Here is a 12,798-nt window from a genome sequence, read left to right on the forward strand (position 1 = left end):
TTCGGCGGCCCTCGCGCCTCGCCTGCGACCTTAACCTGGTGGCCGGAGTCTCTCAGGGGAGTTGATCGTGTTCTTCTTCTTGATGATCGCGCTGGTCGTGGTCGTGGCAGCGGTCACCCTCGCGGTGATCGGCGGCGGCTCGGAGGCCGTGCTGCCGGAGGCGGAGCCGGACCGGGTGGCGGACGGGCTGCCGGAGACCCGGCCCGTGGTGCGGGAGGACATCGACGCGCTGCGGCTGCCGGTCGCGCCGCGCGGCTACCGGATGGCCGAGGTGGACGACGTACTGGAGCGGCTCGCGGCGGAGCTCGCCGAACGCGACGCGCGGATCGCGCTGCTGACGGGAACGGCGTCGCCCGGGCCCGCGGCCGTGCAGGACGCGTCCGGCCCGGTCGACCTCACCAAGGGCGGTGAGCGGTGAGCGGACCGGTGGCGGGCCCGGACGGGCTGCTGCGCTGCCCCTGGGCGCTGTCCACGGGGGCCACCGGGGAGTACGTCGCCTACCACGACTGCGAATGGGGCCGGCCGGTCCACGGCGACGACGCCCTGTACGAGCGGCTGTGCCTGGAGGCCTTCCAGTCGGGGCTGTCCTGGCTGACGATCCTGCGCCGGCGCGAGGGCTTCCGCAAGGCCTTCTCCGGCTTCTCCATCGCGGCGGTCGCCGAGTTCGGCGTCGCGGACGCGGAGCGGCTGCTGGCCGACGTGGGAATCATCCGCAACCGGGCCAAGATCGAGGCGACCCTGGCCAACGCGAAGGTGCTCGCCGGCTGGGAGTCCGGCGAGCTGGACTCCCTGATCTGGTCCCACGCCCCCGAGGAGCCCGGCCCCGCCCCGCTCACGGTCACCGAGGTCCCGGCGGTCACCCCGCAGTCCACCGCCCTCGCCAAGGCCCTCAAGAAGGCCGGCATCCGCTTCGTCGGCCCGACGACCGCCTACGCCCTGATGCAGGCGTGCGGGCTGGTCAACGACCACCTGGCCGCCTGCGCCCTGCGCGACCCGGCGTAGGCGCGCTCACGCCGAGACGCACTTCGGGCCGGGCCGCGCGGGACGGCTGCGCGGTTCAGCGGCCGAGGTACTTCGGCGGCTGCTTCGCCAGGAAGGCCTGGACGGCGATGGAGTGGTCCTCGGAGGCTCCCGCACGGGTCTGCAGGACGTCCTCGTGCACCAGGGACTCCGCGAGGGTGTGGGAGGCCCCGTACGCGAGGGACTCCTTCAGGGAGGCATAGGCGACCGTCGGGCCCGCGGCCAGTGCGCGGGCCACGGCCTCGGCCTCGGCGTGCAGGGAGTCCGAGGGCACCAGGCGGTTGACGATGCCGAGGTCGTACGCCTCCTGCGCCTTGATCGAACGCGGGAAGAGCAGCAGGTCCGAGGCGCGGGAGGCGCCGATCAGGCGGGGCAGCGTCCACGAGACCCCGGAGTCGGCGGTGAGCGCCACGCCGGCGAACGAGGTGTTGAAGGAGGCGGTGTCGGCGACGACGCGGAAGTCGGCCGCCAGCGCGAAGCCGAAGCCGGCCCCGGCCGCGACGCCGTTGACGCCGGCCACCACGGGCTTGGGCATCTCGGTGAGCGCCCGCACGATGGGGTTGTAGTGCTCCTTGACCGTGTTCATGGTCAGCGAGGAGCCGGTCTCGCGGTCCGAGGCGAGGTTCCCGATGTGCTCCTTGAGGTCCTGGCCGACGCAGAAGGCCCGGTTGCCGGCGGCGGTCAGCAGGACCGCCCGGACCGCGGTGTCCTCGGCCGCGGCCACCGCCGCGTCGCGCAGGGCGACCTTGGCCTCGGTGTTCATCGCGTTCATCGCGTCGGGACGGTTGATCGTGATGGTCGCGAGTCCGTCGGTCACTTCGTAGAGCACACTGTCGGCCATGGCAGGGGGTCCCCCTTCGTCGCGGGCTTGGCTACCGGCCGGTACCGGCCGGTGCAAGGGCCAGCATGGCGGACCGGACGCGGAGCGCACATGTGATGTGTGTCAAAGAAACCGGAAGCGGTTTCCCAGGTGCGGCGGCGAAGTATCGCAGGCGGATCCCCGAAATGAGTGGTTTTGGTCGAGCGCGTTGCCCAAGCGTTCCCGGGTGATGTTGGTCATCGGGTCCTGACATGCGGGATAATGGCTGGGAAGCAATGTGTTCGATGCCGGGTACTAGGCGCCTGAATGGGGCCGTCGGCTGACGATGAGCTGGTTTCAGGAAGGGGAACGAGCATGGCGGCCATGAAGCCGCGGACGGGCGACGGCCCGCTCGAGGTCACCAAGGAGGGGCGGGGCATCGTCATGCGCGTACCGCTCGAGGGCGGCGGTCGGCTTGTCGTCGAGCTGACCCCCGATGAGGCGGACGCCCTGGGTGACGCCCTGAAGAAGGTCGTCGGCTGACCCGCTGACAGCACTTCCACCTTCTGCTTTCGCATTCTCTTCGCTGCCCCGACCGCGATCTGCGGCCGGGGCAGCGTTGTGTCGTGCCCGAGGACCCGCAGCCCCGGCGGCGCCGCACGTGACCTACCCCCCGCCCACGCCGCCGGCCTTCCCCGACCGCACTCCCCGCCAGAAGGCGGCCCGCCTCCTGTCGGACGTGCCGGCGCGGCGAACCTGGCGGTCGCCCTGCTCCTGCTCGTCGGCCGGCGCAGCGCCGGGTCGTGGACGGGTCTGGGCCGGGGCCTGCCGGTGACCTGACACGGCCCGGGTCGGGCGCCGGGGTGCGGCCGGGTCAGCGGTCAGCGGCGCACGGCGCAGAGCAGCCCGTCGCCCACCGGGAGCAGCGCGGCCTCCAGCGCCGGGCTCTCCCGGACGCTGCGCAGCAGCTCGCGGACGCGGAGCACCTCCACCGGCTGGGCCGCGGAGTCGACCGTACGGCCGTCGGAGAAGACCCCCTCGAAGCACACCAGCCCCCCGGGGCGCAGCAGGCGCAACGATTCGGCGAGGTAGTCGAGGGACTCGGTCGGGTCCCCGTCGCAGAAGACGAGGTCGTACCCGCCGTCGGCGAGGCGGGGCAGGACGTCGAGTGCGCGGCCGGGGATGAAGCGGGCGCGGTTGCCGGCGAAGCCGGCGGCGCGGAAGGCCTGGCGGGCGAAGGCCTGGCGGTCCGCCTCGGGATCGACCGTGGTCAGGACCCCGTCGGGGCGCATCCCGTGCAGGAGGTGGATGCCGGAGACGCCGGTTCCGGTGCCGATCTCGGCGACCGCCTTGGCGTCCGCGGTCGCGGCCAGCAGGCGCAGCGCGGCGCCGGTCCCGGGGGAGACGGAGCGCAGGCCCGCTTCCCTGGACCGGTCGCGGGCCCATCGCAGAGCGTCGTCCTCGGCGACAAACGCGTCGGCGAACGCCCAGCTCGTCTGCCGGTTGCCGGTAATGACCCTCTCCTGTCCCCATAGTTGGCGCAACGGTGACTGTATCCGTTGACGTCGGGAACCCGCAGATGGGACCGGGCGTTGTGAGGGGTGGAGGCGGGACGAGAAGGACGGCGCCGGGCAGATCGGCGGCGGGACCGCCCCGGGGCCTAAGGCTTGCGTAAAGATAATGCAAAAACCCTTATCCGGAGCTGACAGAGGGGGTGGCTATGGTAGGGACTCCACTGGACACCACCAGAGCCGACAGGGGAGGTGCGGCTGCGCCTGTGGATCGTGGAGGCGTGTTCAGACGCCTCTTCTGGTCGGCGGGTGAGCCGAAATCCGTGACCTACATTGCTGACCGCTTCCACACCGCAGACACCGCTACCACCGCGACCTTTGCCGCAGATGCGGGATCGCAGGCGTGGACCCCTCCCTCGTGGGAGGAGATCGTCAGCACGCACAGCGCGCGGGTCTACCGCCTCGCCTACCGCCTGACGGGCAACCAGCACGACGCCGAGGACCTGACCCAGGAGGTCTTCGTCCGCGTCTTCCGCTCGCTGTCCACCTACACGCCCGGCACGTTCGAGGGCTGGCTGCACCGCATCACCACGAACCTCTTCCTGGACATGGTCCGCCGCAAGCAGCGGATCCGCTTCGACGCGCTCGCCGACGACGCCGCCGAGCGGCTGCCGAGCCGTGAGCCGTCCCCCCAGCAGGTCCTGCACGACACGCACTTCGACGCGGACGTCCAGCAGGCGCTGGACACCCTCGCCCCCGAGTTCCGGGCGGCCGTGGTGCTGTGCGACATCGAGGGCCTGTCCTACGAGGAGATCGCCGCGACGCTCGGCGTGAAGCTCGGCACCGTGCGCAGCCGTATCCACCGCGGCCGCTCGCACCTGCGCAAGGCGCTCAAGCACCGGTCGCCCGCGGCCCGTGCCGAGCAGCGGGCGCTGGCGGGTGTGGCGACGGGCGCGCCGGACACCGGGAGAGAGGGCGGAGCCGAGTGACCGGAGCCAGTCCGTCCCCTGCCGAACAGCACCTTGGTGACCGGCTCGCCGCCCTCGTGGACGGGGAGTTGAAACACGACGCGCGCGAGCGGGTCCTCGCGCACCTGGCGACCTGCGCCAAGTGCAAGGCCGAGGCCGATGCCCAGCGCCGTCTGAAGACCATGTTCGTCGAGAGCGCGCCGCCGCCGCTGTCCGCGGGCCTGCTCGCGCGTCTCCAGCAGCTTCCGGGAGGCGGTCTCGACGCCCCGTCCGGCCCCGCGGATCCACCGGGACCGGGCTCCGCCCAGCCCGACCCCTTCGAGGCCTTCGCGTACGGGCTGCCCGCGGCCGCCGTCCGTCCGCAGCAGGAGGGCTTCCGCATCCACGAGGTGGGCCGTCCGCGCCGCCGGTTCGCCTTCGTCGCCGCCGGAGCGGTGTCGCTGGCGGCCCTCGCGCTGGGCGGCACGCTGCCGCTGGAGGGCACGGAGCCGATCGTCCGGGGTGATTCCCCGGCGCCGACCTCCAGGCCCGGCCCCGCGCTGTCCGTGACCGACGCGGCGGTCCGTGACCGGCCGCCCACTCCCGCGGCCGTACCGACCCTCCTGACGGCCGGGGCGAGCCCGCTGGCACCGCCCACGCCCTCCCCGCCGGGCTCGGCACGCCCGGTCTCCCTGATGCGCTGACCCGCGACCTGGTTGAATCGGCCGGACATGCGCACAGGTACGCGGGGAGCGCCCATGGCCGACAGGCAGCAGAACGAACCGGCTCCGCAGTGGTGGAGCCGGCCCGAGGGCACGGCCGACGGCCGTCGCGACGGGGTTCCGGCCCCTCGGCCCGAGACCGCGGGCGGGGCCGTCGGCGCAGACGGTGACCGTGACGGCGAAGGCGGGGGGAACGGGACCGCAGGGCAGGCGGCGGCCCCTGCCCAGGAGGCGCCGGTCCACGAGGTCCGGTACGACCCCTGGGGCGAGCGGCCCCTCCAGGTCGTGGACCGGGGCCGGGACCGGCGCGGGTTCCGGCTGTGGCAGGTGGCGGCCCTCGCCGCGGGAACGGCGCTGCTCGCGGGCGGGATCGGTGGTTACGTCGGCGTGCTCGCCGAGCGGCAGAGCAGCACCAGGCTGGAGCTGCCGCAGGCGGCCGTCGCCGACAAGGGCCGGGCGCCCGACAGCGTGGCCGGGATCGCGGCCACCGCACTGCCCGGGGTGGTGACCCTGCACGTGCGCGGCGCCAAGAGCAGCGGCACGGGCACCGGCTTCGTACTGGACCCGCAGGGGCACATCCTGACCAACAACCACGTGGTCGCCGACGCCAAGGAGATAGCGGTCACCTTCAGCACCGGCGAGAGCGTCACCGCCGAGCTCGTCGGTCGCGACTCCGGCTACGACCTGGCCGTGGTCAAGGTCAGCGGGGTGCGCGGGCTCCGGCCGCTCAGCCTGGGGAACTCCGAGAACGTGCAGGTCGGCGACCCGGTCGTGGCCATCGGCGCGCCCTTCGACCTCTCCAACACGGTCACCGCCGGCATCATCAGCGCCACCGGCAGGCCCGTCACCGCGGGCGGCGACAAGGGCGACGGCAGTGACATCAGCTACGTCGACGCCCTCCAGACCGACGCCCCCATCAACCCCGGGAACTCCGGCGGCCCCCTCCTCGACGCCCGCGCGCACGTGGTCGGCATCAACAGCGCGATCCGCGGCGCCGACAAGGACGACCCCGACCGGCAGGGCGGCTCCATCGGCCTGGGCTTCGCCATCCCCATCAACCAGGGCAAGCGCGTCGCGGAGGAGCTCATCGCCACCGGCCGCGCCACGCATCCCGTCATCGGGGTCACCCTCGACATGGACTACACGGGTGACGGAGCCCGGGTGGGGGACAAGGGCGAGGACGGCAAGCCGTCCGTGACCGCCGGCGGACCGGGCGCGCGCGCCGGGATCAGGCCCGGTGACGTGATCACCAAGGTGGACGGACAGCGGGTTCGCGGCGGCGACGAGCTGATCATCAAGATCCGGGCCCACCGCCCGGGCGATCCGCTCACCCTGACCGTCCTGCGCGACGGCCGGGAGCGCACGCTGGGCGTGGTCCTCGGGTCGGCGAACGGCTCATGATCCCGCGATGGCCGGGGGGTGAAACCCTCATGGGGCCGGGACGCGTGTAGGGGGCCGCGGGCAAGGGCGGGTACCGTGTGTTCGGGCCCGAAGTGACAGAGAGCCGAGGAGCGGCAAGGTGTTCAACGACATAGGCGCACTCGAACTCGTCACGATCGTGGTTCTGGCCATCCTCGTCTTCGGCCCGGAAAAGCTGCCCAAGGTCATCCAGGACGTCACGGGCTTCATCCGCAAGGTCCGCGCCTTCTCCGACAGCGCCAAGCAGGACATTCGCTCCGAACTCGGCCCGGAGTTCAAGGACTTCGAATTCGAGGACCTGAATCCGAAGACCTTCATCCGCAAGCAGCTGACGGAGAACGAGGACCTCAAGGAGATCCGCACGAGCTTCGACCTCCGCAAGGAGCTGAACGACGTCACCGACGCCGTCAACAACCCGGAGCCCGATCCCGCCGCAGCCTCACCGTCCGGCGCGGCCGCCGGCGTGGACCTGCTGAAGAAGCCCGAGGCCCCGGCCCCCGAGCAGCGCGCGCGCTTCGACGCCGACGCCACCTGACCCAGCCTGCCCGGCGATCCGGGGTCCGATGGCTATCCTCCATCTGTCCGGATCGCGGGACGCCCGAGGGAGGGGGTCCCCCCAGCACCGCGAGGGGGAGGGCCGTTCCGGACCCCACGGAACGAGAGGCCGCCCAGATGGAGACGACGAGCAGCAGCCTGGTAGGCGCGCAGACCGCCGAGGCACCCGCCGCCGCAGACCCCGCACAGGAACCGCACAGCAGTCCGCATACGAGCCCGCATACCGGCGACCGTGCCGAGGGGCAGCAGCCGGAGGCCGCCGCCCCCGTGCCGGCGGCCCGCCGGACGGTCGACGGCTTCCTGGCCGCTGATTTCCCCTGGTACGGGCTGGACGGGGCCTTCACGGGCCCCCGCTGGCTCATGCAGGTCGGTACCGCCGCCGACGGAACGGTCGAGCACGGCTCCACCGGCCACGGTGACGAGCCGTCCGCCCGGGGTGAGATCGCCACCGGCGAGAAGGAACGCTTCGCGGTGGTCATCACCGTCGCGAGCAACCCGCTGCGCCGCAGCGGCGACGGCACCGGGGTCCTGGAGGCCACCTCGGTCTCCTCGGCGGCCTGGCTGGCCGGCTCCGGGCTGCTGGCGTACAGCTGGCCCGGACAGATGGACCACGCCCTGCGCGACGACTGGCTCGACCAGCAGACCGAGGCCGCGTGGGAGCTCGCCGACGACCTCGACGGCGAGGACTGGTCCACGCTGTCGCTGCCGGTGGACGGGGAGCCGACCACCTTCCACTACCGCGAGTCCGAGTTCGGCTGGGTGCTCGCGGGCTCCACCGGGAGCGGGGTGCACCTGGGCGCCTACGGGCGCGGCATGAGCGCCTACGGCCTCGGCTTCTCGGCGATCTCCGACCTCGGCACGTACGAGTAGCCGCACCGGCCTGACCGGACCGGACCGGTACGGGCACGGGCACGGAAAAGGGCACCGCCGGCCGGCGGTGCCCTTCCCTTCGCGGAACGGGGACTAGAACTTGTTGCGCGGGGTGATGCCCAGGGACATGCCCGACAGGCCGCGCGCCCGGCCGCCCAGCTTGCCCGCGATGGCGCGCAGGGCCGCGCCGGCCGGCGAGTCCGGGTCGGACAGGACGACGGGCTTGCCCTCGTCGCCGCCCTCGCGCAGCCGGACGTCGATCGGGATCTGGCCCAGCACCGGCACCGTCGCGCCGACCGTCTTGGTCAGCCCGTCGGCGACCTTCTGGCCACCGCCGGAGCCGAAGACGTCCACCATCTCGTCGCAGTGCGGGCACGGCAGGCCCGACATGTTCTCGACGACGCCGACGATCTTCTGATGGGTCTGCACGGCGATCGAGCCGGCCCGCTCGGCCACCTCGGCAGCGGCCTGCTGCGGGGTGGTGACCACCAGGATCTCGGCGTTCGGCACGAGCTGCGCCACGGAGATCGCGATGTCACCCGTACCGGGCGGCAGGTCCAGCAGCAGCACGTCCAGGTCGCCCCAGAAGACATCGGCCAGGAACTGCTGCAGGGCCCGGTGCAGCATCGGTCCGCGCCACACGACCGGCGCGTTGCCCGGGGTGAACATGCCGATGGAGATGACCTTCACGCCGTTCGCGGACGGCGGCATGATCATGTTCTCGACCTGGGTGGGACGGCCGTCCACGCCCAGCATGCGCGGCACGCTGTGGCCGTAGATGTCCGCGTCGACCACGCCGACCTTCAGGCCGTCCGCCGCCATCGCCGCGGCCAGGTTCACCGTGACGGACGACTTGCCGACGCCGCCCTTGCCGGAGGCGACCGCGTACACGCGGGTCAGCGAGCCCGGCTTGGCGAAGGGCACCTCGCGCTCGGCGGTGCCGCCGCGCAGCGTGGCCGCCAGGTCCTTGCGCTGCTCGTCGCTCATCACGTCGAGGGAGACGGCGACGGAGGTGACGCCCGCGACCTTCTCGACGGCCTCGGTGACGTTCCTGGTGATGGTCTCGCGCATGGGGCAGCCCGACACCGTGAGGTAGACCGTGACGGCGACCGCGCCGCCGTCGCCGATCTCCACCGATTTGACCATGCCGAGCTCGGTGATCGGCCGGTGGATCTCGGGGTCGTTCACCGTCGCCAGAGCGTCCAGGATCGCGTCCTGCTCAGGCACGGCGGCGGAGCTTGTGTCGGTAGCCATGCCCCGATGGTACGGCTCGGTAGCACGCCTCAGGAAAGCCCGTCAGCGGTCGCCTTCATCACGTTCCGCCGGGAATAGACGGCGCTCGTCCATCTCCTTGATCAGGTCCTGGAACTCCGACCTGATCCAGTCGCGCGTGGCGACCTCGCCCAGGCCCATCCGCAGCGCCGCGATCTCGCGCGTCAGGTACTCGGTGTCGGCGATGGAGCGCTCGTTCTGCTTGCGGTCCTGCTCGTGGGTGACCCGGTCGCGGTCGTCCTGCCGGTTCTGCGCGAGCAGGATCAGCGGGGCCGCGTAGGAGGCCTGGAGCGACAGCATCAGGGTCAGGAAGATGAAGGGGTACCTGTCGAAGCGCAGGTCGTCCGGCGCGAAGACGTTCCACAGCACCCACACGATGACGACCAGCGTCATCCAGACGATGAACCGGCCCGTGCCCAGGAAGCGCGCCACCCGCTCGGACAGCCGCCCGAAGGCCTCCGGGTCGTATTCGGGCAGCAGCGACCGGCGCGGCGCGCGCGGCAGGTCCAGGCGCACCCGCGAGCGCGACAGCGCGCTCGACCCGCTCGACGACTTCGCCGCGCGCTCGCCGGAACGTTCCGCCGCCTCCGCCGCCAACCCGTGCTCGCGCGCCTGCACCCGCGCCTGCTCGCGCCGCTCCCGGATCTGCTCGCGGCGCCGCTCGCGCGCCTGCTCGCCCCGCCCCCGGTCGAAGCGACCTCGCTCACCGGCCACGCAGCGCCTCCTCGGAAGGCAAGTCCGTCTCGCGCCAGTCGTCCGGCAGGAGGTGGTCCAGTACGTCGTCGACCGTCACCGCGCCCAGCAGTGACCCGCTCTCGTCGACCACCGGCACCGCCACCATGTTGTAGGCGGCCAGGTGCGTGGTCACCGCGGGCAGCGAGGCGTCGGGCCGCAGCGGCGGCAGGTCCGTGTCCACGATCGAGCTGACCAGGGTGAACGGAGGATCGCGCAGCAGCCGTTGGAAGTGCACCGTGCCCAGGTACTTCCCCGTCGGCGTCTCGTCCGGCGGCCGGCACACGTACACCTGCGCCGCCAGCGCCGGCGACAGGTCCGCCTGCCGTACGCGGGCCAGCGCGTCCGCGACCGTCGCGTCCGGGCGCAGCACGATCGGCTCGGTCGTCATCAGACCGCCGGCGGTGTTCTCCTCGTAGGACAGCAGGCGGCGTACGTCCGCCGCGTCGTCGGGCCGCATCAGCGTCAGCAGCCGCTCCTTGTCGTCCTCCGGCAGCTCCGACAGCAGGTCGGCGGCGTCGTCCGGGTCCATCGCCTCCAGGACGTCGGCGGCCCTCTCCTCCTTGAGCTTGCCGAGGATCTCCACCTGCTCGTCCTCGGGCAGCTCCTCCAGGACGTCCGCGAGCCGGTCGTCGTCGAGGGCGTTGGCCACCTCGGCACGCCGCTTCGGCGTCAGGTGGTGCAGGACGTTCGCCACGTCGGCCGGGCGCATCTGCTCGAAGGTGGCGACCAGGTTCTCGGCGCCCTGCCCGTGCTCCTCCAGCGAGAAGCCCGTCACGGCCGACCACTCCACCGTCAGGGCCTCGCCGCGCCGGCGCAGCGCACCCGACTTGCCCTTGCGTACGAAGATCCGGTCGATCTCCCAGTCCCGGCGGGCCGGCAGCTGCTGGATGGCCACGTCCAGGACGGTGACCTCCTCGCCGCTGGCGACCAGCGTCACCCGGCGGTCCAGCAGTTCGCCCAGGACCAGCCGTTCGGTGGGCCGCTGCTCGAAGCGCCGCATGTTGATGACACCGGTGGTGATGACCTGGCCGGACTCGACGCCCGTGACCCGGGTCATCGGCAGGAAGATCCGCCGCCGGCTGACCACCTCGACCACCAGGCCCAGCAGCCGGGGCGGGCGGCCGCCGACCCGGAGCATCGCGACGAGGTCGCGGACCCGGCCGACCTGGTCGCCGTTGGGATCGAAGACGGGCACACCCGACAGATGCGAGACGAAGATCCGCGGGGCGCCTGCAGCCATCCGAGCGCCTCCTAGAGCGTCTGTCGACAGTCGTGCCGCCCCTCAGGCTAGCCCGTGCCGTGGGAAAGCGTCCTGGTGGGGAGGTCCGCCCGGGGCCCGGCGGACTGCGGGGAGCGGTCGCGGGCCGCGGCGCACGGACGGGTACGCTGCCTGCTGGCCGCAGACGAACAACGAGAGGCACCTGCCCGTGACCGCCTACTTCCCCGCCGCGCGGCTGCGCCGGGCCGCCTTCATCGGTGTGCTGTGCGCGGGTCTCGCCGTGACCGCTACGGGGTGCGGGGACGACCCGGACGAAGGCACGAACGGCGTCGGCAAGCTCTCCGCCGACAAGATCGAGGCGAAGGCGAAGGCGGCCGCGACCGAAGCGGACTCGGTGCACCTGTCCGGCACGCTGGTCAGCGGCGGCAAGTCCTTCACCGTCGACATGCGGCTGAAGTCGGACGGCGGCTCCGGCGAGGTGAAGTCGAATGAGGACACCTTCCAGCTGCTGCGGGTGGGGGAACAGCTCTACCTGAAGGCCAGCGCGGCGTTCTGGGGCCAGTCCGACTCGGCCGGCAAGCTCGGCGACAAGTACGTCAAGGTGCCCGAGGGCGACCCCTCCTACAAGCAGTTCCGCGGCTTCACCGACATGGACGTCCTGCTCGACGGGCTGCTGGGCCTGGAGGGCAAGCTCGCCAAGGGCTCCTACACCAAGGTCGGGCACACCCGCGCGGTCCAGGTCACGGCCGACGAGGGCAAGGGAGGCAAGCTCTCGGTATCCCTGGAAGGGACCCCGTACCCGCTGCTCATGGAGCGCGCCGGAGGCGCAGGCCGGGTGGAACTCGCGGAGTGGGGCCAGCCGTTCCAGCTCGACCCGCCCGCGCAGGACCAGACGGTCGACTACGGCAGCCAGCTGCCGACGACCAAGGGGGAGGGCGGAGAGCCCGCCCCGGCCCCCTCCAAGGGCTCGGGCCAGGGGGCGAACCCCACCAAGCCCTGAGCCGTCCCCGGCACCCCCGGCGCTTTCACGTCCCGGGATCCCGGTGCCCGGCCCCGCGAGCCCCGAGTGACGGCAACCACGCCCGTGGGCGGGGCGGCGGAGCGCTCCAGGGTCTGTATCGAGTTGCCCCGTGGAGCACGGAGCGGCGTTCGGTGCGTGCCCTCGGCGTGCGGGACGGGCGTCGCGACGCCGCGGGGCAACTCGATACAGACCCTAACCCCGGGCGCGCTTCTTCCGCTTGAGCAGGAGCTTCGGCAGGGCCGCGGGCACCGGCCCGCGGGTCGTCGCCGGGGAGCCGAGCGGGGCCGCGGCCAGCGAGCCGTCCGGCAGTTCGGACCGCACCGATTCCGGTTCCAGCCTCAGCAGCCGGCACTCCCGTGCCCACCGCTCGGTCATGTCCTGCGCGTCGGGCGCGTTCAGCCGCTTGCCCTTGAGCTCGGCCACGGCCGCCTGCCACTCCTCGCCACGGGGCGCGAGTTCCCGTACGGTCGCCGTCCAGGCCACCAGCCGGCCTCCCTTGTCCTTGCTCCGCACGGTCACCTCGGCGCTCGCGCCGTCCGCCAGCCCGGGGAACGGCTGCTCGCCGGGCCCGTCGCCCAGTACGTGGGCCGCGCCGTCCACCCAGGCGTGCCACAGCGCGCGGTCGGCCCCGGCGCCGCGGACCCAGATCAGGCCGGACTTCTTGGTGGCCTCCTCGACGAGGGCCAGGTCGAGCGTGCTGAGAGTCAT

General features: G+C 72.6%; 15 protein-coding genes. 9 read left to right on the forward strand and 6 right to left on the reverse strand.

Translation table 11 applies throughout. The features are described 5' to 3' along the window. The first annotated feature begins 61 nt into the window (after nt 1-61). Both ACFWFZ_RS22120 and ACFWFZ_RS22125 read left to right on the forward strand, forming a co-directional pair. Nucleotides 62-418 carry a DivIVA domain-containing protein gene (locus ACFWFZ_RS22120; protein WP_387124508.1) on the forward strand — a complete coding sequence of 119 codons (357 nt, stop codon included), beginning with the start codon at nt 62-64 and terminating at the stop codon, nt 416-418. Beyond that, nucleotides 415-1,002, forward strand: coding sequence for a DNA-3-methyladenine glycosylase I (locus ACFWFZ_RS22125; protein ID WP_387124509.1), 588 nt, complete (start codon nt 415-417; stop codon nt 1,000-1,002). The genes ACFWFZ_RS22120 and ACFWFZ_RS22125 overlap by 4 nt, the downstream gene beginning before the upstream one ends. Before the next feature lie 55 nt (nt 1,003-1,057). Here the strand turns inward: ACFWFZ_RS22125 and ACFWFZ_RS22130 are convergent, their stop codons facing one another. Next, entirely contained in the window at nt 1,058-1,861 is an 804-nt protein-coding gene (locus tag ACFWFZ_RS22130; RefSeq protein WP_387124510.1) for an enoyl-CoA hydratase/isomerase family protein, read from the reverse strand. A gap of 333 nt (nt 1,862-2,194) precedes the next feature. On the opposite strand from ACFWFZ_RS22130, the gene ACFWFZ_RS22135 reads away from it, so the two are divergent. Continuing rightward, entirely contained in the window at nt 2,195-2,362 is a 168-nt protein-coding gene (locus ACFWFZ_RS22135) for a DUF3117 domain-containing protein (RefSeq protein ID WP_003966491.1), read from the forward strand. A gap of 338 nt (nt 2,363-2,700) precedes the next feature. Here ACFWFZ_RS22135 and ACFWFZ_RS22140 read toward each other — a convergent pair whose 3' ends face one another. Further along, on the reverse strand, nt 2,701-3,363 hold the full coding sequence (locus ACFWFZ_RS22140) for an O-methyltransferase (protein ID WP_030032218.1): 663 nt from the start codon (nt 3,361-3,363) through the stop codon (nt 2,701-2,703). A gap of 176 nt (nt 3,364-3,539) precedes the next feature. Between ACFWFZ_RS22140 and sigE the strand changes: the two genes are divergently transcribed. The 5 genes from sigE (at nt 3,540) to ACFWFZ_RS22165 (ending at nt 7,843) form a co-directional block, all read left to right on the forward strand. Then, the gene (sigE, locus tag ACFWFZ_RS22145) at nt 3,540-4,319 is read left to right on the forward strand and encodes an RNA polymerase sigma factor SigE (protein WP_387124511.1); all 780 of its coding nucleotides are present in this window, start codon (nt 3,540-3,542) and stop codon (nt 4,317-4,319) included. Continuing rightward, the gene (locus ACFWFZ_RS22150; protein WP_387124512.1) at nt 4,316-4,981 is read left to right on the forward strand and encodes a zf-HC2 domain-containing protein; all 666 of its coding nucleotides are present in this window, start codon (nt 4,316-4,318) and stop codon (nt 4,979-4,981) included. The genes sigE and ACFWFZ_RS22150 overlap by 4 nt, the downstream gene beginning before the upstream one ends. Nucleotides 4,982-5,035: 54 nt before the next feature. Then, on the forward strand, nt 5,036-6,400 hold the full coding sequence (locus ACFWFZ_RS22155; RefSeq protein ID WP_387124513.1) for a S1C family serine protease: 1,365 nt from the start codon (nt 5,036-5,038) through the stop codon (nt 6,398-6,400). 118 nt (nt 6,401-6,518) lie between these two features. After that, on the forward strand, nt 6,519-6,953 hold the full coding sequence (locus tag ACFWFZ_RS22160) for a sec-independent translocase (RefSeq protein WP_387124514.1): 435 nt from the start codon (nt 6,519-6,521) through the stop codon (nt 6,951-6,953). 137 nt (nt 6,954-7,090) lie between these two features. Next, nucleotides 7,091-7,843 (forward strand): hypothetical protein, encoded by a 753-nt coding sequence (locus ACFWFZ_RS22165; RefSeq protein ID WP_387124515.1) that lies wholly within the window; start codon nt 7,091-7,093, stop codon nt 7,841-7,843. 93 nt (nt 7,844-7,936) lie between these two features. Here ACFWFZ_RS22165 and ACFWFZ_RS22170 read toward each other — a convergent pair whose 3' ends face one another. The 3 genes from ACFWFZ_RS22170 to ACFWFZ_RS22180 form a co-directional block, all read right to left on the reverse strand. Beyond that, complete coding sequence (locus tag ACFWFZ_RS22170) at nt 7,937-9,097, reverse strand: Mrp/NBP35 family ATP-binding protein (RefSeq protein ID WP_387124516.1); 1,161 nt, start codon at nt 9,095-9,097, stop codon at nt 7,937-7,939. Nucleotides 9,098-9,139: 42 nt separating this feature from the next. Next, nucleotides 9,140-9,646: a DUF1003 domain-containing protein gene (locus tag ACFWFZ_RS22175; RefSeq protein WP_387124597.1), complete on the reverse strand. Its 507-nt coding sequence runs from the start codon at nt 9,644-9,646 to the stop codon at nt 9,140-9,142. 172 nt (nt 9,647-9,818) lie between these two features. Beyond that, the gene (locus ACFWFZ_RS22180; protein ID WP_387124517.1) at nt 9,819-11,090 is read right to left on the reverse strand and encodes a magnesium transporter MgtE N-terminal domain-containing protein; all 1,272 of its coding nucleotides are present in this window, start codon (nt 11,088-11,090) and stop codon (nt 9,819-9,821) included. A gap of 187 nt (nt 11,091-11,277) precedes the next feature. Between ACFWFZ_RS22180 and ACFWFZ_RS22185 the strand changes: the two genes are divergently transcribed. Beyond that, nucleotides 11,278-12,069 (forward strand): hypothetical protein, encoded by a 792-nt coding sequence (locus ACFWFZ_RS22185; protein ID WP_387124518.1) that lies wholly within the window; start codon nt 11,278-11,280, stop codon nt 12,067-12,069. A gap of 213 nt (nt 12,070-12,282) precedes the next feature. Here the strand turns inward: ACFWFZ_RS22185 and ACFWFZ_RS22190 are convergent, their stop codons facing one another. Then, nucleotides 12,283-12,798 (reverse strand): hypothetical protein, encoded by a 516-nt coding sequence (locus tag ACFWFZ_RS22190; RefSeq protein ID WP_387124519.1) that lies wholly within the window; start codon nt 12,796-12,798, stop codon nt 12,283-12,285.

The sequence above is a fragment of the Streptomyces sp. NPDC060232 genome (genome assembly GCF_042726555.1).
Classification (GTDB): Bacteria; Actinomycetota; Actinomycetes; order Streptomycetales; family Streptomycetaceae; genus Streptomyces.

Bases quoted from the DNA above. Each gene is read 5' to 3' on its own strand.
- ACFWFZ_RS22165 (WP_387124515.1), top strand. From the start codon at position 7,091: ATGGAGACGACGAGCAGCAGCCTGGTAGGCGCGCAGACCGCCGAGGCA.
- ACFWFZ_RS22180 (WP_387124517.1), bottom strand. From the start codon at position 11,090: ATGGCTGCAGGCGCCCCGCGGATCTTCGTCTCGCATCTGTCGGGTGTG.
- ACFWFZ_RS22170 (WP_387124516.1), bottom strand. From the start codon at position 9,097: ATGGCTACCGACACAAGCTCCGCCGCCGTGCCTGAGCAGGACGCGATC.
- ACFWFZ_RS22190 (WP_387124519.1), bottom strand. From the start codon at position 12,798: ATGACTCTCAGCACGCTCGACCTGGCCCTCGTCGAGGAGGCCACCAAG.
- ACFWFZ_RS22130 (WP_387124510.1), bottom strand. From the start codon at position 1,861: ATGGCCGACAGTGTGCTCTACGAAGTGACCGACGGACTCGCGACCATC.
- ACFWFZ_RS22155 (WP_387124513.1), top strand. From the start codon at position 5,036: ATGGCCGACAGGCAGCAGAACGAACCGGCTCCGCAGTGGTGGAGCCGG.
- ACFWFZ_RS22135 (WP_003966491.1), top strand. From the start codon at position 2,195: ATGGCGGCCATGAAGCCGCGGACGGGCGACGGCCCGCTCGAGGTCACC.
- sigE (WP_387124511.1), top strand. From the start codon at position 3,540: ATGGTAGGGACTCCACTGGACACCACCAGAGCCGACAGGGGAGGTGCG.